Annotated in this window: 20 protein-coding genes; 13 read left to right on the top strand and 7 right to left on the bottom strand. The window is 49.2% G+C overall.

Annotated features, from left to right (window positions below):
* The 4 genes from HOJ95_02775 to HOJ95_02760 all read left to right on the top strand — a co-directional run bounded on the left by HOJ95_02775 (position 1) and on the right by HOJ95_02760 (position 4001).
* On the top strand, positions 1-1143 hold the full coding sequence (locus tag HOJ95_02775; GenBank protein ID MBT6393607.1) for a glycosyltransferase family 4 protein: 1143 nt from the start codon (positions 1-3) through the stop codon (positions 1141-1143).
* A complete protein-coding gene (locus tag HOJ95_02770; protein ID MBT6393606.1) occupies positions 1140-2261 on the top strand; it encodes a glycosyltransferase family 4 protein in 1122 nt (373 codons plus the stop codon). Before HOJ95_02775 ends, HOJ95_02770 begins: the two co-directional genes overlap by 4 nt.
* Entirely contained in the window at positions 2254-2787 is a 534-nt protein-coding gene (locus HOJ95_02765) for a methyltransferase domain-containing protein (GenBank protein ID MBT6393605.1), read from the top strand. Before HOJ95_02770 ends, HOJ95_02765 begins: the two co-directional genes overlap by 8 nt.
* A 218-nt stretch (positions 2788-3005) precedes the next feature.
* Positions 3006-4001 (top strand): hypothetical protein, encoded by a 996-nt coding sequence (locus HOJ95_02760; GenBank protein ID MBT6393604.1) that lies wholly within the window; start codon positions 3006-3008, stop codon positions 3999-4001.
* Here HOJ95_02760 and HOJ95_02755 read toward each other — a convergent pair.
* On the bottom strand, positions 3993-5168 hold the full coding sequence (locus tag HOJ95_02755) for a D-alanyl-D-alanine carboxypeptidase (protein ID MBT6393603.1): 1176 nt from the start codon (positions 5166-5168) through the stop codon (positions 3993-3995). The genes HOJ95_02760 and HOJ95_02755 overlap by 9 nt on opposite strands.
* A 378-nt stretch (positions 5169-5546) precedes the next feature.
* Here HOJ95_02755 and HOJ95_02750 point away from each other — a divergent pair, with 378 nt between their 5' ends.
* Entirely contained in the window at positions 5547-6440 is an 894-nt protein-coding gene (locus HOJ95_02750; protein MBT6393602.1) for a 4-hydroxy-tetrahydrodipicolinate synthase, read from the top strand.
* 84 nt (positions 6441-6524) lie between these two features.
* Here the strand turns inward: HOJ95_02750 and HOJ95_02745 are convergent, their stop codons facing one another.
* Both HOJ95_02745 and HOJ95_02740 read right to left on the bottom strand, forming a co-directional pair.
* Positions 6525-7649 (bottom strand): inositol-3-phosphate synthase, encoded by a 1125-nt coding sequence (locus HOJ95_02745; protein MBT6393601.1) that lies wholly within the window; start codon positions 7647-7649, stop codon positions 6525-6527.
* Positions 7650-7907: 258 nt separating this feature from the next.
* Entirely contained in the window at positions 7908-8582 is a 675-nt protein-coding gene (locus tag HOJ95_02740; protein ID MBT6393600.1) for an aquaporin, read from the bottom strand.
* Between the two features lie 243 nt (positions 8583-8825).
* On the opposite strand from HOJ95_02740, the gene HOJ95_02735 reads away from it, so the two are divergent.
* The 6 genes from HOJ95_02735 to HOJ95_02710 all read left to right on the top strand — a co-directional run bounded on the left by HOJ95_02735 (position 8826) and on the right by HOJ95_02710 (position 13854).
* Positions 8826-9077, top strand: a complete 252-nt coding sequence (locus tag HOJ95_02735) for a hypothetical protein (protein ID MBT6393599.1) — start codon at positions 8826-8828, stop codon at positions 9075-9077.
* Positions 9078-9107: 30 nt separating this feature from the next.
* Positions 9108-9371: a hypothetical protein gene (locus HOJ95_02730; protein ID MBT6393598.1), complete on the top strand. Its 264-nt coding sequence runs from the start codon at positions 9108-9110 to the stop codon at positions 9369-9371.
* A 133-nt stretch (positions 9372-9504) separates the two neighbouring features.
* Positions 9505-10395 carry a class I SAM-dependent methyltransferase gene (locus tag HOJ95_02725; protein MBT6393597.1) on the top strand — a complete coding sequence of 297 codons (891 nt, stop codon included), beginning with the start codon at positions 9505-9507 and terminating at the stop codon, positions 10393-10395.
* A gap of 39 nt (positions 10396-10434) precedes the next feature.
* Complete coding sequence (locus HOJ95_02720; protein ID MBT6393596.1) at positions 10435-10743, top strand: class I SAM-dependent methyltransferase; 309 nt, start codon at positions 10435-10437, stop codon at positions 10741-10743.
* 187 nt (positions 10744-10930) lie between these two features.
* Positions 10931-12487, top strand: coding sequence for an oligosaccharide flippase family protein (locus HOJ95_02715; protein MBT6393595.1), 1557 nt, complete (start codon positions 10931-10933; stop codon positions 12485-12487).
* A gap of 170 nt (positions 12488-12657) precedes the next feature.
* Positions 12658-13854 carry a glycosyltransferase family 4 protein gene (locus HOJ95_02710; protein MBT6393594.1) on the top strand — a complete coding sequence of 399 codons (1197 nt, stop codon included), beginning with the start codon at positions 12658-12660 and terminating at the stop codon, positions 13852-13854.
* Positions 13855-14171: 317 nt separating this feature from the next.
* Here the strand turns inward: HOJ95_02710 and HOJ95_02705 are convergent, their stop codons facing one another.
* Positions 14172-14960 carry a macrocin O-methyltransferase gene (locus HOJ95_02705; GenBank protein ID MBT6393593.1) on the bottom strand — a complete coding sequence of 263 codons (789 nt, stop codon included), beginning with the start codon at positions 14958-14960 and terminating at the stop codon, positions 14172-14174.
* A gap of 803 nt (positions 14961-15763) precedes the next feature.
* On the opposite strand from HOJ95_02705, the gene galE reads away from it, so the two are divergent.
* Positions 15764-16747 carry a UDP-glucose 4-epimerase GalE gene (gene galE / locus HOJ95_02700; protein ID MBT6393592.1) on the top strand — a complete coding sequence of 328 codons (984 nt, stop codon included), beginning with the start codon at positions 15764-15766 and terminating at the stop codon, positions 16745-16747.
* A gap of 21 nt (positions 16748-16768) precedes the next feature.
* On the opposite strand, the gene HOJ95_02695 is transcribed toward galE, so the two are convergent.
* Positions 16769-17863, bottom strand: a complete 1095-nt coding sequence (locus HOJ95_02695) for a glycosyltransferase family 9 protein (GenBank protein ID MBT6393591.1) — start codon at positions 17861-17863, stop codon at positions 16769-16771.
* A 242-nt stretch (positions 17864-18105) separates the two neighbouring features.
* Between HOJ95_02695 and HOJ95_02690 the strand changes: the two genes are divergently transcribed.
* Entirely contained in the window at positions 18106-19395 is a 1290-nt protein-coding gene (locus HOJ95_02690) for a (Fe-S)-binding protein (GenBank protein MBT6393590.1), read from the top strand.
* 107 nt (positions 19396-19502) lie between these two features.
* Here HOJ95_02690 and HOJ95_02685 read toward each other — a convergent pair whose 3' ends face one another.
* A complete protein-coding gene (locus tag HOJ95_02685; protein ID MBT6393589.1) occupies positions 19503-19835 on the bottom strand; it encodes a hypothetical protein in 333 nt (110 codons plus the stop codon).
* Between the two features lie 74 nt (positions 19836-19909).
* Entirely contained in the window at positions 19910-21079 is a 1170-nt protein-coding gene (locus HOJ95_02680; GenBank protein ID MBT6393588.1) for a response regulator, read from the bottom strand.
* Between the last annotated feature and the right edge of the window lie 180 nt (positions 21080-21259).

The raw sequence follows: 21259 nt of genomic DNA, 5'->3' as shown, positions 1-21259 counted from the left end.
ATGAAGATAGCCCTTATTCGTTCGGCGGTTCACCGAAAGGGAGGGGTGGAGCGCTACGTCTGGCATCTCGCCGGAGAGCTTGCCCGCCGTGGGCACGATGTCCATCTTATCGCCCGCCGCTGCCCGGAACTTCCTCATCCTTCAGTGAAATTCCATCCTGTTATCGTCGATGGGCTTTTTTCGTTCTTGAAAGTCCTCTCCTTCGCTTCAAAAGCTGGGATGTTGGTGGCGGCAGGTAACTATGATGTGGTGCATTCGTGTGATCGTATTTTCAATTGTGATATCTACCGCGCGGGCGAGGGAGTGCATCGGGAATGGCTCGATGTGTCGGCGCGATTCATGCCTGGTTGGAAATCCGCTCTGAAATATCTTGATCCGCTGCACCGTGTTCTTCTGCGTATCGAAACGCGCCTTATGCGGAATGGTGGAGCGAGAAGAGTGACGGCTATCAGCAAGCGGGGAGCCGAGGAAATTAGCCGCCATTACGGCCGGGAAAACGTGCCTGTTATTTATAACGGTGTAGACCCCGAGGAGTTTCGTCCCTCGTCTCGGGAAGAGAAAGCAGACCTGCGTGAGAAATACTATATCCCTGAAAATGCTTTCGTTGTTTTGTATGTAGGAAGCGGATTTTATAGAAAAGGGCTCCGTTATCTCATCGAAGGGTTTGCGCACTTGGACAATGGGAAACGCACACCATTGCTCCTTATTTCGGGAAAGGGGAACATTCGGCCTTATGAGCGGCTTGCAAGAGCCCTTGGAGTTTCTGGGCAAGTTCGTTTTCTGGGGGTTGATATTCCCGTCCCACATCTTTATGGAGCGGCGGATGTTTTTGTTTTTCCAACGCTATATGAGCCTTTTGGAAATGTTTGCCTTGAGGCGCTGGCGAGTGGTCTGCCTTGTGTTTTTTCGTCTTGCAGTGGTGGAGCTGAAATCGTGGAGGACGGCGTGAGCGGCCTTATTTTGGGTGATCCAACTGATGCAGAAGAGATCGCCCAGCATATTCGATTGTGTATGGACTCAGAGAAAGCCATCTCGATGGGGCGGGCTGCATCTGCACTTGCCCAGAAGTTTAGTGTGGCCGCGAACGCGGACCAGAACGAAACCCTTTACCGTGAGATTATGGCTGAGAAGGGCCTGAGTTGAAAATTCAGGTTTGCGCTGCTGCCTATCCCCCGATGGTTGGAGGCGTGCAGACGCTTTCTGCCCGTCTAGCCGGGGAATTGGCCCGCAGGGGGAACCAGGTTCGGGTCCTCGCCCGTGGGCGGACAGAGGACCGAGATGTAGATAACGATGTGGCGCCTGCGCAAGTTCGCCGAGTTTCCTGGAAGCCGCTTATCTGGCCCATATTCGCGGGGGAAATCATTCGGGATCGACCCGAAGTTGTATTGCTGACTCATCGGGCGGACTTTCTTCGTCCGGCCCTGGCCGCCCGTAGATTAGGGATGCCCTGCATAGTTGTTGTGCACGGCAACGAGGTGTACGCCTCACCTCGTAAGAATGAACTGATCGCCGCTCTTTCTCGCACAGACGGCGTAATTGCCGTAAGCCGCTACACGCTGGGCCGTTTGCAGGAGATGGGACTTCGTGCTCGCCATATGGTTGCGATACCCAATGGCGTGTCATTTGAGAATTACGGCCCACCTGAGGATGGTGATATTGTACGAGGAGAGCTGGGACTCGAAGGTAAGAAGGTGATTCTTTCGGTGGGACGTCTGAATGCGGTAAAAGGATTCGATACGGTGGTTCGTGCACTTCCCCAAATTATCCGGGAGGTGCCGGATGCTGTTTATTGTATTGTAGGAGGCGGGCCCGAGGCGATTCCGTTGTGGGCATTAGCAAAAGAATTGGGTGTTGAGGAGCGGGTGATTTTTACTGGCGAAGTTCCTCTTGGTGAGCTTGGCCGGGGGGAGCATGCCTATTATCAGGCATGTGATGTTTTTGCGATGCCCTCGCGCAATAACCCGGAAATGGGACAGGTCGAGGCGCTTGGGATTGCCCATCTTGAGGCGGGTGCCTGCGGAAAGCCTGTTGTTGGAGGCCGCAGCGGCGGCACTTCCGAGGCAGTGGCTGACGGTGAGTCCGGCATACTCGTAGAGCCTGAGCGACCTGATGAAGTGGCCAATGCGATTGTGCGTATCCTCTCCTCGCCGGGGTTGGCCGAAGAAATGGGAGCTAATGGCCGCCGTCGTGCTGAGGTAAGAACATGGAGCAAAGTGGCTGAGGGGTATGAATCTGTTTTAAAGGAGGTGGTCGGTGGTTAGGGTTCTTGATGTGGGCTGCGGCTGGAAAAAAATTAATGGCGCCGTAAGCGTGGATATTCGAACGCAGACGACGCCAAGCGTATGCGGTGATATGGATGTGGACGGAAGGTCGGGCTATTTTCCCTTTCGGGATGATTCTTTCGATGAGGTTTATATCCTTCAGACCATCGATCATTTCAGAAATATCGTTCCTGTCATGGAAGAGGTGCATCGGGTCGCCAGGAAGGGCGCGAAAGTAATTATCACCGTTGCACACGTGTCGAGCATTTACTCTTGGAGTGATCCGGTACATCATCTTCATCTGACGAGCCGTTCCTTTTTGTGCTTCACCGATCACCCGACAAAGGGTGCTGCCTATACAGAAGCCTTATTCCACCCCAAAGAGTTTCACTTCATTTTCAGCCGATCGATTATTTCTCTGATACCGCGCCTCCTTTGTGTAATGTCCCCTCGAGTGTACGAGAAGCATTTTTCCTGGATGTTTCCTGCCAACGATATGTATTTCGAGTTCGAGGTGTTGAAGTAATGCAAGGATTTATCCCTGCGGAGGTGAATACGTCACTTCGTGAGCGCCCTCCGCTTGCGCGGGCCGCGTTGGTCTGTCTCGCTGGTTTTTTGTTCTTCTCGCCATTTTCCATTTCGCTTTCCCAGATTTTTGTTTTTACTGGGATTGCCCTTTGGCTTCTTTCAGTATGGAAGGAGCCTCGCTCCGCGCCGCTATTTTTTTATTTCTGGAAACCATTTTTGCTTTTTGCGGTCCTTACGGTTGTGAGCGCTTTTTTTTCAGATGACATCCCCCGAAGTATTAAAGATGCTAAACAGCTTTTTCAGATTTTTATTTTCTATTTCGCCGTGAATATTGTTGCCGATGAGCGCGAGGCTCACTGGTTGGTGAAGGTACTTCTCGGAGCGGCGGCATTGGCTTCGTTATTCACACTGGGCTTCGCTTTGTTGAAACCGATAGGCCTGGCGAACCGCATGTCGGGATTTTTCAGTATCTATATGACACTTGGCGGTTATCTTGTAATCGCAGGCGCTCTGGCCTTTGTATATCTGATGATTACGGACGATAAGTTGGCCAGAAGGCTTGCGGGGGCAGCAAGCGTTGTAATTATTGCCGCCCTGATGTCCACATTTAGTCGCAATGCCTGGGTCGGTCTTGGCGCGTCTGTAATCTGTGCGGTCGTTGTTGCGAGAAGTATAAAGGGGATGATTTTTGTTGCCCTTCTTGCCATTTTGGTGGTGACGCTCTCACCACCTTCTGTGCGTAGTCGCATACTGAGCATTGGGGATTCGAAGGACCCGACGGCGTTGGAGCGGGTGTATATGTGGCAAAGCGGTTTGAATATGGTTCGAGATCGACCTGTTTTCGGTACAGGGTTGGATATGATCAAGCGGACCTACACGCCCTATGCCAATCCTAAGGCGATGAAACAGCGTACAGGGCATCTGCATAACAATATGCTGCACATTGCATCGGAGAGAGGTGTGCCAGCGCTTGTGGCCTGGATCTGGGTCATGGCGGCATTTTTTATGGCGGCATTGAGGCGAACGAATTTTTTGTTGGAAGCGACATTTGAAAGCCGCTACTTGCCCGCCGCCGGCCTGGCGGCATTAACAGGTTTTTTTGTTGCCGGTTTGTTCGAGTACAACTTCGGAGATTCCGAGGTGGTCATGCTTGCCTATTTTGCCATGGCCCTTCCGTTTATGGGTAACCCCGGAAGGACATCTCTACTGTAGGCGAATGAAAGTCTGAAAAAAACTTAGCCTATCAACTGATTCGGTGGCGGCGAGTTGAACCTCACCCATCTTTTTGCCTTGAAGCTCGTATATTAGTCGCCCAACTTTTTGTCCCTCATGGATGGGAGCGGGAATCGAGGTAGGAATCTCCTTTCGAACGGAGATGAGTCTGGCTTGCCCGCGTTTGACCAGCTTGCGGAATTTTTGTGTGGACTTGAGGTAAATTTTGTTTTTTTGTCCGCGTTTGACCTTCACGCTGAAAGCGCGTTCCGAGCCGGGCTCCTTTCCTTTGTACCAGCTGTAATTTGCGAATCCCCAGGCGAGAAGGCGTCTTCCCTCCTTGAATCTCCTTCTAGGGTGGCTGGAGCTCATAACGACGGCGATCAAGCGCAAATCGCCGCGTTTGGCCGTGGCAACAATGCTGTAGCCCGCTTTTCGGTAGGAGCCTGTCTTAAGGCCATCGAGGCCGCGAAACTTACCAACGAGTCGATTTGTATTAGTGAGGGTGAATTTTCCGTTCCGAAAGGGTGTGTGCTTGGTTTTTCCCCACCTTTTCGTGATTGGATATTTCAATAGTTCTCGGGCGATGATTGCCATGTCGCGCGCGCTCGTCATATTGGGGGGGAGTCTTCGTCCCGGGGGCAGACCGTGGACATTGACATAGCTCGTGTCAGTCATACCTAGCTGCTTGGCACGAGTGTTCATCATTTCGACAAAGATATCCGAGTCACCTGCGATGTGTTCGGCAACCGCGTATGCGGCATCGTTCGCCGAGCTGATAGCCACGGCCTTGAGAAGATCTTCGAGAGAAAACTTCTCTCCCTGTCTCAGATAAACCTGCTGGCCGCCAATCCTGGAAGCTTTTCGCGATGTGGTGACGATATCTTTGATATTGACGGATTTGGTCTTTATTTGCTCAAGGGTGATGAGTAGGGTCATCATCTTTACAAGGGATGCAGGGATTACCCGGATTCTGGGCTGAAAGGATTTAAGTATCTGTCCCGTATCGGCTTCAATTAGTAATGCAGAACGGTAGGGCCAGGATTTTTTCTTCGCGCTTTTGGCCTCTAGATTCGATGTGCTCGAAATAATGATGAAAAATATAGAAAGGGTAATAGTCAGAAATAGTCGAAGATTTGCTACGGCGCGTGAATAGTCCTTCAGCATATAGCAGCCCCATTGTGAAGATTTCAGGCGGAAAATGTGAAACTTTGAGCTAATTCTCGGGGCGGAGCGTTATCTGTTTGATTTCTTTGGTTATTGTAATGCTAGTTGTTATGCTATGTCAAGAAAAAATCATAAGCCCTTTGTGGTAGCGGAGAATTTGGTTGTAGAGGAAGCGAGTTTCTAGGGAGCAAGATCTTCTGCGATGATAAAAATTTGGTCAAAATATGTGCTAGCGAAGGGTTGGGTGGTTTGCTAGTATCTCTCAATTGAAATTAATTAGCATTTTTGAGCGTTAAGCGCCTAATTGAGTGTCATTTGCAAGGTATGTTGGGTGTGCCTCCGAGAGGTGGAGCGCCTATTAGTTAAGGAGGGTCTGTAATGTTTGAAGGCTCCTACGTGGCGATGGTTACTCCCTTCCGCAACGGTAAGGTGGATGAGGACGGTGTTTGCGCCCTGGTAGATTTTCATCTTGAGAACGGGACGCACGGAATAGTTGCCTGCGGTACGACGGGTGAGGCTGCCACTCTCAGCCATGAAGAGCAGGATAATGTGATCGGTCTCATCATCAAGCGTGTTGATGGCCGTATCCCCGTAATTGCCGGTTCAGGCTCAAACAGCACGGCAGAGGCGATTCGCCGCACGGAATTCGCAAAAAAAGTTGGTGCCAATGGCGCTCTCGTCGTTGTTCCTTATTACAACAAGCCGACTCAGGAGGGGCTTTATCTTCACTTCAAGGCTGTGGCCGAGGCCGTCGATATTCCTATTGTTGTTTATAACGTGCCTGGCCGGACAGTGATTAACATCGAGCCCGAGACGGTCGCAAGGCTTGCCTCTGATATTCCCAATATTGTAGCTATCAAAGAGGCGAGCGGGAGTCTTCCGAGGATTTGTGATGTTATCGATAAATGTCCAGACGAATTTGTTGTCTTGTCTGGAGATGATTTCGTTAACCTGCCTTTGATGATGATGGGTGGTAAGGGAACTATTTCGGTTACGGCGAACGTGGCGCCTGCTGATGTTTCTGCGATGTGTCAGGCCCAGTTGGATGGCGATTCAGCGCGTGCTCTTGAACTTCATTATAAGATGTGGGAACTGAACAAGATGATGTTCGTTGAATCTAATCCGATTCCGGCGAAGGCAACGCTTCATCTTATGGGTAAGTGTGATTTGGAGTTCCGGCTGCCCTTATGTCCGCCTTCTGCTGATAACATGAAAAAGCTCGAAGCTTTCGCGAAGTCTTACGGTCTTGTGGGCGAGGCCGTAATGGTCTAGTGCCAGGGTTTTAGTCAACTAAAAAACGGCGGATAGGGAAGAATCCTTATCCGCCGTTTTTTTTGTGGGTTTCGAATTTTGAATTTAGCCGCAGTCGCTTAATACCTTCACGGGCTCAGATGCTTTTCTGGTTCCGGCCATGAATTCCTCAAGGAGTTGTTTCGCGCAATTATCAGGGATCTGAATTGGCGGGTGTTTCATGAAGTAGGCGCTTACCGGATAGAGTGGGCCCGCCTCTTTTCTGTCTCTTGCGATTCGGCAAAGGCGCATTGCATCGATCACAACACCCGCCGAGTTGGGTGAGTCTTCAACAGAAAGCCGGGCCTCAATCTCAAGGGGAATGCCGCCGAAGCCCTCACCTTCGATGCGAAGAAAGCATAATTTGTTGTCTTCTTGCCAAGGAACATAGTCACTCGGGCCGATGTGGATGTTGTCCGGCTCCAGCGGATGCTCCAACTGGCTCTGTACGGCGGACGTCTTTGATATTTTCTTCGAATGAAGTCTCGAGCGCTCAAGCATGTTCAAAAAGTCAGTGTTACCGCCGGTGTTGAGCTGATAGGTTCGTTTGATCTTAACGCCTCGGTCTTCGAAAAGCTTAGCTAGGGTTCTGTGAAGTATCGTGGCACCGAGCTGAGCCTTCACGTCGTCACCAATGACGGGAATACCCGCGTCGGTGAAACGCTTGGCGAATTCAGGGTCCGAGACAATAAATACAGGCATACAGTTGATGAATGAAACACCGGCGGAGAGGCACGCCTCGGCGTAGTGGCGAGCGGCCTCCTCGGATCCAACCGGCATGTAGTTGAGAAGCATTTCGGCGCCGCTATCACGGAGAATTTTCTCTACATCCACCGGCTCCGCCTCGGCGGGAACAAAAGTGCGGTCGGGATGATATTCCTTCATGTGATCGGCCACCCCATCAAGGATCGGCCCCATTTGAACTGTCACGCCGAGGTTAGGCACATCTTTCCAAATTTCCTTGGTGCAATTAGGCGGCGCAAAAATCGCTTCGTGAAGCGGGCGGTCTACTTTGCGGACATCGATATCGAAGGCTGCGACGACCTGGATGTCTTCGGGGCCAAAGCCGCCCAGATCGCGGTGCATCAGTCCGAGGTCTTCGCCCGGGTTGTTTCGATAATACTCAATGCCTTGCAGGAGCGAACTCGCGCAATTTCCGACACCCGCAATTGCTACTTTTATGGGGTTCAAGGACAGGATACCTCCGGGATTTTCCCTAATTGACTGAATATAAAAGATTTACATGATGTCGTTCCCGCAGGGGAACTCGGGTAATACTCACGACAGCCAATGCAAACTGCTTGACAGTGTGGAGATTCTATTCATGTTGGCGGAAAAAGGCAACCGAAGCTGAGGTGCTAAGTATCAGGAATTTTAGCGATTGCGGCATTAGTGATTCGACCTGCCCGGCTCTCTCGATACTTGCGAGAGAGCCGGGCGCGAGGAAAATTAGTCTTTTTTGATCAAAATATTATTGTAGAGAACTGCGGCAATAACCGCCCCAATGATAGGACCGATCCAGTAGACGAGGTGATTGTCGAATCCGCCTCCTGCTAGTGCCGGGCCGAAAGTGCGGGCCGGGTTCATAGAAGCACCAGTGAGTGGTCCTCCCATGAGGATGTCAGCCGTGAGTGTCAATCCGATGCCAAACCCGCCGATATCGGGTTTGCGATCATCCACCGCCGTTCCCCAAATGGCTGTGACGAGGAAAAAGGTAAGAACGATTTCGATAAGGATGCCCGTACCGAAACTTACGCCATCGCCCAGCATCGGGGTCCCGAGGTGTGCTTTTTGCCACACTTCCGGGGCGAAGATGATTCTCAGCAGCAGGCCGGCGACGGTGCCGCCGATGAGCTGGCTGATGATGTAAGAAACGCCGACTCCGATTTCCTGCTTTTTCGTCACGAGAAACCCGATGGTCACTGCTGGATTGAAATGACCGCCCGATACACCACCGAGGGCGGAAATCATGACAGAAAGAATGACCCCGTGTGCGATAGCGATTCCGATAAGTCCAACGGCACCGCCTGTTTTGGCATTCAGAATGATAGAACCTGCGCCAATGAAGCAAAGTGCAAAAGTTCCAATGGCTTCTGCTATACACGCTCTTCCAGTTTGACTCATTGCTTGAACTCCTCCTCTGGTTTAGGCCGGGCGTATGCCTAAATATAAAAATTTAATCGTCTTTAGGGTTTGAGTTGGGCGAAAAGGACGATAATTAAAGTGCAATACCATTAATCTACCCTTCTTTTATGAATGCAGCAAGATATTGAATATGAGATATTTCATTTGTGTAATGGGAAGGCATTTATTACCAGACATTAAGATGTGAAATTACAATTCCGTTAATTCAAGGAGATTTCTAGGATGGAAAAGCCAGTTGATCCCAGAAAAGAAAGCAGTGTTGTTGGTGAGCGCTCCATTGATAAACTGGAGCTTCCAACTGCTGGCTATGTATTCACAATGTCGGCGGATACCGAGACCATTGAAGGAGAAGGACAACTCAAAATAGGTAAGCACCGCCATTTTGAGGTTTTTTGCGATGAGCCCGAGCGGATCGGTGGTGAGGACGCCTATCCTCAGCCTCTTTGCTATATCGCTATGGGGGTGGGTTTCTGACTACTCACCCAGCTTGCGCGGTACGCGCATATGATGAAAACCCCTTTCAAGAAAGCTAGTTGCAGGGTTGAGTTTGATTATTTTCTGCGGGGCTCGGTTTTAAAAAGCACAGTGGATTCCGGTTGTACGGCGGTAAGGACGCATTTTGTCGTTGAGTCGGATGAATCTGAAGAAAGGGTGGCGGCCGTTATCAGAAATGCGAAACAGGGTTGTTTTGCGGAGAGAATGGTAGAGACTGCGGTGCCGCTCTCGAGCACGGTGGAGTTGAATGGAAGATCGATTTCACTTGCTTGAAACGTTTGCTCCAGGTCCGGCAAAGTATGGGAGTGTTGTAAACAAGGTGTTGTAGTTCGTATGTTAAGTTTCGCGGTCCATGTTGGTGGCCCGGCAATTGCCGGGGCTTTAGAGTCTCCTTGTATAGGATGCCATGATGAAGATTCCGAGTCTGCCAGTGGAAAAGTACGAAGCCATCTTCCGCGAACTCGAGGGTCACAGTGATCTCGGGGAGGATATTAAGCGCCACCTCGAAGAGCGGGATCGCTATCTTCGTATGCTCAACGAAGTTCTGTCCTCTCTTCCCGAAGGCTCACACGCGCTTGAATTGGGATGTGGAACCGCAATTGACTCCTGTATTCTCTCGAAGCGATATCCACAGATCCATTTTTCCGGGCTCGATATCACTCGGGGCAGCCTCGTCGTTTCAAGGCGTGTAGGCGAGCAGATGGGCGAAAGGATTTTTTTGCTGCAAGGTGATGTTTTTCGACTTCCCTTCCGAACAGATTCGATCCAACTGATTTTCCATCAAGGCTTGGTGGAGCATTTCCGGGAGCCCGATGGAATGATGAAAGAGCAAGCTCGTGTGTTAGTTCCCGGGGGATGGTCCGTTATCAGCGTTCCACAAACATTTACCGGGTATACCGTGATGAAGAAAGGACGGATTCGGGAGGAAACTTGGCCCTGGGGTTGGGAAACGAGCTATACCGCCGGAGAACTTATCGCGCTGGGCAAGAGCGTGGGGTTGGAGCCGGCCGAGACTCGTGGCGAGGGATATTGGCGCTCGTGGGGGGAACCCACATGGGTGCTTCGGGATCTGTACGGGAAATTAGACCGGCGAAATCCGATGGCCGGGAAATCGCCATTTCGCATGTTCCGCCATTTTTGGGATGGTCTTTGGAATTGTATGGAAGAGATCATGGGGCACTATTTCTGCAAAAACGTCATCGTCTCGTTTCAGAAAAAATCATCTGGCGAAGAAAGCGTATCGGCGGCTGAAAACGCATTGACCCAACCTCGGTTCGGTGGGGTGTCAGATGATTAAAGGGAAAAGGTATTCGACCATGGGACATGCTGGAAGGTTATCGAACGTCTTCTCGGACATGAGAATTTGTTGCGGGAGGCGAGGCGAGTCTTAAAGCCCGGTGGACGGCTTCTTTTAAGTGCACCGTCGATTTCACCCCTTCATGGTTTGTCTTTTGATTATTACCGCTGGACCCAAAATGTGTTGCGCATTTTTTCGGAGAAAAACGGGTTCCGCGTTTTGGGTGTTTTCCCGACATCCTTTCTTCTTGGCGTCGCGGCCAATTTTATTTCACTGAGTGTCGTAGAAAATGTTGCACGGGGGACCCATGTGATACAATCCACGTTGTGTCCGTTTTTTGATGGATGAATTGTTCCGGAACGAGACCACCAGCCTAGGCGATATTGCCGTACTTAAAAGCTGTGATGAGGTTCCGGTCGGCTCTGAAACTGGTCTTGAATTTGCAGTTTAGGTAGGGTTGTTATTTACGGTGATAGCTTTACAAACTTGACCCTTGTACACAGGTTCCACTCCGCCCCTCCGGATGAACGATCTAATGGATCCAATATCCCAAGAGACTAATGGACCGCAGGCCGGCGGAGAAAGAAAGCGGGAGGCCGTTAGCCGGCGCGTCAAGCGGGGATTCGTTTGGAGCCAAATAGGTGGCATCCTTGATTACGGTTTTTATTTGGTTTTTGCGGTTCTTATCGCTCGCGCAATCGGCGTTCGGGAATTCGGTTTTTACGGGACGATTGTCAGCTATGCCTCTTTAGGCCTGATTCTCACTGGCCTCGGCCTGGATCGAGCCACCATTGTTCGCGGTGCTCCCTTGGCGGAAAACAAGCTTGGCATGATGAAATGCCTGATGCGGCGCTTTATCGCGGTCCGGTTGGGCGCAGGCGTATTTGTGGCAACGGTGCTGTTTGTTTTGGCAGGTCCGCTGATGTCTTACCTGCTCCAACCGAGAGTCGGCTATCTGCTGAGTTGGATGGGTCCCTACATCGTTTCCATGGGCCTTACGAGCCTTCTCATGGCATATTTTTCGGCACGGATGGATCTTAGGAATCCTAAGATAGCGAAGGCATTGGTGCAGTTAATCAATGTTGCCGGTGCGGGATGGATATACAAAAATGGCGGAAGTGCAGGTGTCGTTCTTTTTCTTCTGTCGGTAACGAGCATTCTAACAATGCTCACTTTGGGATGGATGAGCCGCAGCATATTTTCCGGGCAAGAAGAGAAAGTGGATTTTGTCCCTGTACGCTTGTTTTGCAAATCGCAGACGGCCATGGAGATTGTTACTTTTATCACGGGAAAAAACGCCGATATTATTCTTCTCAATATCTTGCTTGCCGGGACGATTCAGGTGGGTTTCTATAATGTCTCTTCCGCGCTTGTTTTGGCGATTAGCACCATGCTCATTGCGGGTGTAGGTGATATCGCCCTGACTGCCACTTCTGTCATGGCCAATAAGGGAGAACCGGATCAACTCAGACGCGCATGGAGGTTTAGCGTCAAATCCGGTGTGCTGCTCACGGTCCCATATATGGTGTTTGCTTTTGGTATTGCTCCGGCAATCGTGGCGACGTTCCTGGATCGAACCTACTTGCCCGCTGCCGAGGTGTTCCGTATCGCTGTCATGGGGCAAATTCTGGTCAGTATTCTTGGAGGCGGTTCCCACGCCAACATACTTCTCTCCTCTGACCGACATGAAGCGCTGCGCAATATTCGAGTGGTGATGGGTTTTGCGAATATCGTTTTTAATCTATTGCTAATCCCCAGGTGGGGAGCCGCTGGAGCCGCCGGGGCGACAGCAATCGCTGCGGTTGGCCGGGTATTTTGGGAATATAGAGAAGTGGAAAAATTACAGCGCTTTCCTCTTCCGGGCAGAGCGATTATCTCCATGACTGCGGCGAGCATCGTTGCAACGTTGATCGTCGTATGGTTCCCTTTCAGCAGATGGGTTTATCTTTTGACATCAGGGCTTGGTTTTACCGCTGTTTTCGTCCTATTGGCCTGGATTTTGAAGCCTTATGACGAGGAGGACGCGCCTGTGATCAGGCGGGCGGGCTATCCATTCGATGGTTTGGCACGCTTTATTTGCCGAAATTCATAATGTCTATTTGTCCGATCTATATAAATTGGGATTGTGAGCGCGAGCCGAACGCATACATTGAGCGCCGCTCGTTTCGCAAACCCGGTCTTGATGACAAGAAATGATAATTTTGCGCCCAGGATATGTTTTAGCGCTTTTCACTCACCCGTTTTCCCGCCGAGCAGATTTCGATGCGTATATTGCTGTGCAATGAGCACTATTGTCCTGTTGGAGGTGCCGAAATCTACATGCTCGACGTGGCCGTTCGTTTGGAAGAATTGGGCCACGAGGTCGGCGTTCTCCACGACACGCCAATGGATCCAGCTCTCGAAGGGCGCCGCCCTTCTTTCCACGTCCCTGGTTCGCTGGGATTTTTTCAGGACCAATCTCGCCAAGCGGTAAATGAAGTTCGAGGCGCTGTGCGCCAGTTCTCGCCCGACCTCATTTATCAAATTCAGGTGCTCGATCCGGCTGTTTCCCAAGTCCTCTCTGAGGCAGCACCTGTGGTGCGCTATGTTATGGGCCTTCGGCTCACTTGTCCCTCGGGAAGGCGCATGCCTCAAACCTGGGATGGTATCTGCACTAAGCCGTTCGATGTACATTGCCTGTGGAAGGCGCACACGCAGCTATGTATGCCTCGCCGTCCCGACACTGCCCTAAAAGTTTGGAATAAAGTGAGACGTAGTAGGCAGGCCAACAAAGAATTTGCCCGTTTGCTCTTACCCAGCCGATATGTGCGCGATTTGCTTATCGAAGGTGGTTTTTCGACTGAGCAGCTCGAGGTGCTACATCTCTACGCTGATGTGGATGAAAAAATAACTGCCAACAAGCCTGGGCGTGAGCGCCGGATCGTCGCGCTGGGTAGACTTATTCCAGAGAAGGGATTTCAGTGTTTAATCGAGGCATTGGATTACATTAAAGTACCAGCCTTGCTGGAGATTATCGGTGACGGATCTGAGGCCTCCTCCTTGAGGGAGTTGGCTGTGAAAGCCCCGGAGCGGCACACGGTCATTTTTTCAGAATGGCTTCCCAAGGAGCGCATTTTTGAGGTCTTTACCCAGGGTCGTGTAGCAGCTGTGCCGTCCATCTGGCCTGAGCCTTTTGGGATGGTAGGGGTTGAGTCAATGGCTCATGGGCTTCCTGCCGTGGCATTTGATGTTGGGGGCATCTCCGACTGGCTTACTGATGGAAAAACGGGCACGCTGATTCCGAGAAAAGATATTCCTGCCATGGGCCAGGCTCTCGAAGCGTATCTCACCGATTACGATTTGGCCGAGCGCCATGGCGTTGCAGGGCGCCAGGATGTGCTCGGGAGATTTCTCCCCGCTCACCATATGAATCGGCTCATGGAAGTTTTTGAAGAAGTTAGGTCAAATTCCACCGTATAATAACAGATTAATGTAGACGCAACGGATGGTAATATGGCTATTAAAAATAAAACATTCTATGGACTTAGTCATATGAAATTTTTGAAAATGGGAAAATGCTCTTTCTGGAATGAGACTCTCGCTCTGGGAGAGAGATGGGTCATTCGAGTCATTTGTTACCCCGATAATCCATTTAATGGGGCATCTCTTTACCGGAGGATTCAGCGGATGGACGAACGGTCTGTACAATGAGGAATTAGGACCCCATGTGGAACTTCGCTATTCCCACCCATAAATAGTTGACTTGGTCCGTCGGAGTGAGCCTCGAATCGAGGCTTTCAGCGGGTCTTCACCGCAATCCTCCCGGTGTAGTCGATCCGATTGAGCAGGATTTTCAATTTGTTTTTCTTAATGTATTCATCTACTGCGGCTCGGGCACCCTGCCATTCTCCGTAGTCATCGATGATCAAAACACCTCCCGGAGAGAGTCGAGGGAAAAGATGTTCCATTTCATGTCTCGTAGAACTGTACCAGTCGGTGTCTAGCCGCAAAATGGCTATCGAATTCGGAATAATTCCGGGGATTGTTTCTTCGACCTTGCCTTTTACGAAATGGAATCGCTTCTTATCATATCCCACGCTGAATACTGCAGTTTTCACTTCATCTAGGGGAACGATGTTCATTTTGAACAGGTCAGTCTCGTCATCGTTGTCTTCGTGGAACTTTTGAAATTCTTCTTTTGCATTCACCCCCCAGAGGGACACATCATTACCCGTTGGCGGTGACATTCCATCGAAGGTGTCGTAGAGATAGAGTTCGCGATCTGTGACCCCTAATTGAATCAGGGTTTTCGCTATTGCCATCATACTTCCACCCTTCCAAACTCCGCATTCGACAATATCTCCTGGAATTTGATGCTTCACGGTGTATTCTACCGCGCGAATCAGAGCGAGGAGCCGTTCCGGGCTCGTTTGGGTGTGGGATTCAACTGACTTAATCGTATGGAGATCTTCCGGCCGGAAATCGCTTCGAATCCGCCTTTGGTCTGCGGGTACCGAACCCTTCCGGACAACTTCAAAACCGAATCTTCCGATTATTTTTTTCAATGAGGATTTGATCAGATTCATGTTTTCTCAAATTAATTAAATTGAGGTCGAAGACTTACAATCTCAGAAAAATTACAAATTGACCATATAGAAATCATAGCTGGGATTGGCCTCCAGTCAAAGTGAGTCTGAAATTCGTTTTAGCCGACATTTCACATATGATTCCTTGATGGAGACTTTCTAGCTTCAAAAATTTCCTCGATCACGTTAGATGCGCCAATGATCGAAGTAGCTCGATGAGTCCCAAGATTAAGGCGAATAACCCTCTTGATATCGCGACCTCGGCGAGTTGGAAGATAGTGCATCGTCCGTGCTGAAAGACCTTCGTACCAATCTTGCTCAGTTTCTCTTGTAGGGTTGTAATGGCCCTATGGCTTCCTTCATGGAGGAGCGTCCGTGTCCGCTTATCAGAATATAGGATATACTGATGAGCGGTATTTTATATATTTCGAGGATACAGATTTTTCATTTCGCATTTGTCAAAAAGGTTTGTGATTAGCCGTGGCTGATGGATGCAACCATTTTGCATCTGGAGCGAGCGAGCCGCGGGCCAGGATCGCCTCGCACTGCTTATTACTATTCTCGGAATCGCCTGTTGTTTTTTGCCTCTTGTTCGCCCCGTCCAAATTTTTCGTGTTGGTTTTTAGCATCTTGTGCGCTTGTGTGGCCGGCGCGGCTGGCTCTCAGCGGTGATTGGCGTATTGTAGCCGGGGTTGCTGGCGGAGCTGAGAGATGATGCTCTTGGACGTTGATGGAAAAGTACCTGTAATAATTGACGAGGCAAGAACCGCGTTTTATTTTTCGGTTTTTTTTATGGAGATATCGTGGCGGGAAAGAGCAACATATTGGTCACTGGCGGTGCCGGATATATCGGTTCACATGCCTGTAAAGTTTTGTCGGGCGCAGGGTATGTGCCGGTTACATACGACAATCTGTCTCTAGGGCATCGCGACGCTGTCAAATACGGTCCTTTTGTGGAGGGAGATCTTTCCGATGGCGAGCGTCTTCGGGCAGTACTCTCGGAATACGAAGTGGGGGCCGTTGTCCATTTTGCAGCTAATGCCTATGTGGGAGAGTCCGTTGAAAATCCGCGGAAATATTTTAGAAACAATGTGGTCAATTCTTTAAATTTGCTCGAAGCGATGGTGGATGCCGATGTGAAACATTTAGTTTACTCATCAACCTGTGCAATTTACGGAATGCCAGACAAAGTGCCTATTCCTGAAGAACATTCACAAAATCCGGTGAGTCCCTATGGCGAATCGAAGCGAATCGTCGAAAATATGGTGCGCTGGTTTTGTGAAGCATATGGTCTCTCATGTGTGGCTTTGCGGTATTTTAATGCAGCGGGTGCCGATATGGACGGTGATATAGGAGAGAGCCATGTTCCGGAGACCCACTTGATTCCAATTGTCATTGAGACGGCTCTCGGGAAGCGAACGCAAATGGAAATTTATGGGAGCGATTATTCCACGAGAGATGGGACCGCTGTAAGGGATTATGTCCATGTAACGGATCTCGCTTCAGCACATTTAAAAGCGCTTGAATATCTTATTGACGGCGGCTCATCGGATGCTTTTAATTTGGGGACAGGGCAGGGCCGTACTGTTCGCGAAATCATTCAAGCTGTCGAGAATGTGTGTGGAAGAACTGTGCCTAGCAAGGAAGGAGAACGGCGACCAGGAGATGCTGTGGAATTGGTTGCCGACGCAAGACGAGCTAAGGAAATCCTTGGGTGGCAGCCTCTTTTTTCAGAGCTGGAACAGATTGTAGCATCCGCTTGGAAATGGCATTCAAAATCTGACTAGGGCTGAACGTTTTTTAAATGTTCAACTCGCCATGTCTATTTTTTCAAGGCAGACTTTTAGCACTTCATCAGGTCGGATATTCAAAATTCCCATATTTTTGTCTTCGTTTCCGGTAAGACATGATATTTTTCCGGTGGCGGGACGGTAGCGCCCCAAGTTCTCTTTTTTGAATAGGGCGACTCCGGGAATATCTGCCGCCCAGGCAAGGTGGAGCGCGGCAGTATCGGACGTGATAACAAGATCGCATTTTTTCATTAATGAGGCGGTGCCTTGATAGCTGATCTTCCCCACTGTGTTGAAAGCATCAGAGGATAAAGCGCTGGCAATATGAGAGCAGAGCTGCGCCTCGGCGGGCCCTCCGGCCAATAAGAATTTGGCTCCGCGTGTTTCGCGCAAAGCAAACATAACTTGCAGGAATTGCTCCTTAGGCCAATTTTTCTCCGGGCGGTCGCTGCCTGGGTTCACCATAATCAAAGGCCCTTTTGTTTTTGTTCCCGCTAAAATCGTTTGTGCGCTTTGTTCATCTTCCTCATTGGGCCATATTTTAAGTTCGCCGTTATCTTCACTTTCAACGCCAAGATGTCGAATAAGAGAGAGATGGGTATCTCTTTCATTTTGGGGTGAAGCGAGATTTTCCTGAATGGCGTGTTGATAGAAACAGCCAGTTCCAAGTGTGTTGCGCCCAGCCAGGAGCGGTGTTCCCAGGCTCCTGAGAAATAAGCCCATCCGAACCGCACCCTTTGAAGAGTATAGGCCCATCATATTTATTGCGATGTCGTAGCGGTGTTTCCGGATCTCGAAAATTTTCGAAATGATGTTAAGCAGCCTGAACGAGGAAATACCTACTGTCTGCGAAGCGTCAAGAAAATCGAGCGTATCAATAGAATCGATGAAGGGGCATCCATCCGCCGCCCGCTTGCCCTTGACGCTGGTGAGAAGGTCTAATTTTCCTGATGGATTGGCATGGCGCAAGGCCCGAATTGCGGGTGTCGCCAAAGTGAAGTCTCCCATACCCGCAATTTGAACAACCAAGATATTCGCGCCTGATAGCGTCGGTACGCCGTTATTCGGAGCTACCTTGAGAAAATTGAGCAGCGCTTTTTGGTACGCTGTCATACCTACTCTAGGGTCGGGTGCGATTAACAAGAGTGCTCCTTTTTTCCCAATAAAATATTTTATCTTAAGCACTGTAACCTTTTTTTGTCGAACCGGGCGCAAAGATATTGAGCAAAACGATTCAGAATTACAGAAAATATCTAGGAGGCATGCCTGATTGATTATGATAATATTAGTCGGGAACATGTTTTGGCCGGTATCTGGGATTAGTGATTTGAATAGAAGTTCAAGGTGAATTAGGTATGGCGATTGAATCGGCGGGGATGTATGCGGATTTCATGGATGAGCGGGTAGCTCAGATCACCGAAGCGTGCACAGCATGTGGAAAGTGTTTTGAGGTTTGCCCAATGAATGCTTATGACAATTTCTCTGGGGCGAACTCCGAGCAGGTGACATCAGGTGTTCTCGGTATATTGAATGGAAAGAAATTTTCACTCGAGGCTCAAAAATGGGTGGAGAATTGCGAGAAGAGTGGGGTATGCATCGAGGCTTGTCCCGAGGATGTGAACCCTAGGGAAATGATCTCCTATGCGAAACTCAAGTTAAAGGAATCTGCCGGCGAACTTTCTGAAATTAAGGTTGAGAGCCGAGATTATTTTCAGGTTCTGAGTCGGACAATTCGCCTTATGGCTGCTCTCCAGATTGAGCCTGAAGTTTTTAAGCGCTTAACCGCCGTGCGTGGCGGGAAGAAGACCAGTGCAGAATCCGTGTTTTATTTTGGTTGTAATATTCTACAGACCCCGCACATTCTGCTTTCATGTATGGATGTTTTTGACCGAATGGGTCTTGATTACGAGGTGGCGGGCGGTGTTGCTCACTGTTGCGGTATCAACCATATCCGAAGAGGAGATCTCGAAGGCGGGGCTGCCATGGGGCGTCGATCACTAGATATGTTCAAGGCATACAACCCTGAGAATGTGATTACATTTTGTCCTACTTGCCAAATGCAATACACTGAAAACATCAATATCTATTCAGGGCCGCAGGGAGACTCTCTCCCCTTTATTCATATTTCACGCTACCTTATGGAGCGCATAGATGATCTTAAGGCTCTTTTCATTCGGCCGGTAAATAAGCGTGTTGCTGTGCATTTGCACGGCGGAACCGACGGTGTGGAGGAAAACGTTCAAGGGATTTTAAGAAACGTTCCGGGTCTTGAAGTAGTCGAGATTGAGCAGCACGCTGACCATGGTTACCAATGCCCCACACTACATGTCCCGGGAGCGAAGGATGCCTTGCATGAGAAACTTTTTGCGTCGGCAGTAGCGGCAGGGGCAGATTCCATTGCGACGATTTATCATGGCTGTCATCGTGATTTGTGTGGCGAGGAGGGTAATCATCCTGTCGAGGTGGAAAACTTCATGAGCATTCTTGGGCAGGCCATGGGGTTCGAATATCCTGATTGGACGAAAACTTTCAAGCTTTATGAGGATATGGATCGAGTCCTTGACGAGGCTGGTGATTTGTTAAGGGCGAATGGACTAAACCCTGAAAATGTTCGCGAGCAGCTTCAAAAGTCACTCTATTCCTAATTTTCAATGGCAAGTAGGTGGGCGGGTAAAGTTAACTTAAGTAAGTGCGTGTAGTGATTGATGGAAGGGTGCGAAATCAGACCTCTACAAAAGTTTGGTATTTAAAGTTAATTCAAATCTTCATCGGCTTTGCTTAGTGTCAATTCAAGAAAATCCCGATCGCCTGAAAGTGCATGGATGGTTATTCCCGCATACCAAGTGCCATCGCCGTTATCATGGGCCCAGGCCGCCGTCGCCTGGCAATCGTCGAAAACTTCGCTGGAAATTTGTATAGAGCACTCGAACTGCACATTTAGATTGGGCTCAGTCGTCACTAGAACCTTAAAGCCCCCCGCACTGACATCTTCAGGAACTAGGGGTAAATCAGAAATCCCGGGTGCCTGGATCACGACGGGTAGGAAGAAACGTTTGAATTTTCGACCATCCTCGGGTGTGCTCATTTCGTTAACTCCGAAATTTACTAGGAAGCATGAATACTAGCTTGTTCTTGTTTTGATTGCCATAGAGATTATGTTTAGGAGGTCGGAGCTGTCGCGGCGACCGGGTTTTTATTTTTGGCAGCCATCCAGGCCATGATTTTTTTCTTTGCGTTTATGGCTTCTTTAAACGATGAATTTAAGTTGATTGCTCTGTTAATACTTAAAAGCGCGTCCTCAAATTTCCATTGTGAAACGAAAACGAGGGATTGGAGATAGTATAACTCGGGGTCCGTTTGAATAAAACCGATCGCTATTTCGTACGCTTTTATGGCGATTTCGTATTCTTTTAGTTTGAATGCCACAGTTCCAATACGCTTATACATAAGCCTGCTTTGGATATCGGGTTGGAATTCCAGAACCTTCTTGAAGGATTCGAGGGCACCATCTTTTTCTTTGAGGCCAAGGAGGCTTTCTCCGATGCCCGAATGTGCAGGCAGGCAATTGTTGTCGAGGTATAGTGCGGCTTCGAATTCGAATTTCGCGATGCGGAATCGTTTTAATTTGAGATTTTCATTTCCCCGATCAATGAATTTTTGTGTTTTGGCTAAGAATTTTTTCTCGGTTTCGGGATCAATTCGGCAGGCTTCGCGAAGAACGGATTTGCACGCGTCTATTTTTCCGCTTGCGAGATAAACTTCCGCCATTCCATGAAAAACGCTGAGCATGGCCTCAATATATATTTTGCCAGCGTTCTCGAATTCACCAGAATCCCTGAGGCTGCTAGCGAGTTCAAGAGCGACTGTCGTTGCGGTGAGAGATTTTTCTCCACGCAATTCTTGTTCGGTGGCTGTAACAATGGTGCTATTCGATGCTTTTTCGACACTATCGCGAAAAATATCTTTTCCAAATGGTTTTGGAATAAGAGCCGAAAGAGTCATGGATTTCATGTCCGAGAGTAAATCTCTCTTCTCGTCCAATTCCATATTGTTGTTGTAAGTGAAAATAATAGGTGTGTCGTTGTTAAGCGGACAGTCGCGTATGCTTGATATGGTGTTTAGGCTATTCGATTTACTTAGGTGGTGATCGATAATCATGAAACCGTATTTCTGCCCTTTGATAGCTTTGAGAAGTTCATAGCCATCTTTAATGATTGTTATATCTTGGAAATGAAAATCTTCTAGAAATTCTTTGACGAGCGCCTGCTGGACCGGGCTGCTCTCGGCAACGAGGATTGGGGTAGCAGGATCAATTTTGTCCTGGGCCATTTATCTGAGACCTCACTCAATAAGGCATCTAAATGACAAAGAGAAGCTTTTGAGCTTCAGCGGCATTTTTCACGATGTCAGGAGAGCCGAAATTCTTGTTTCTTTGCTAAGTCTATTTAGTATTCTTTTCGTACTAAGTAGTTTTGCTTTTTTTAAAATAATTATTAAATTTCATTTCAC

The organism is Nitrospinaceae bacterium, assembly GCA_018669005.1.
Taxonomy (GTDB): Bacteria; UBA8248; UBA8248; order UBA8248; family UBA8248; genus UBA8248.
The sequence above is the reverse complement of the archived record's forward strand: the minus strand, read 5'-3'. Positions and strand labels throughout refer to the sequence as shown.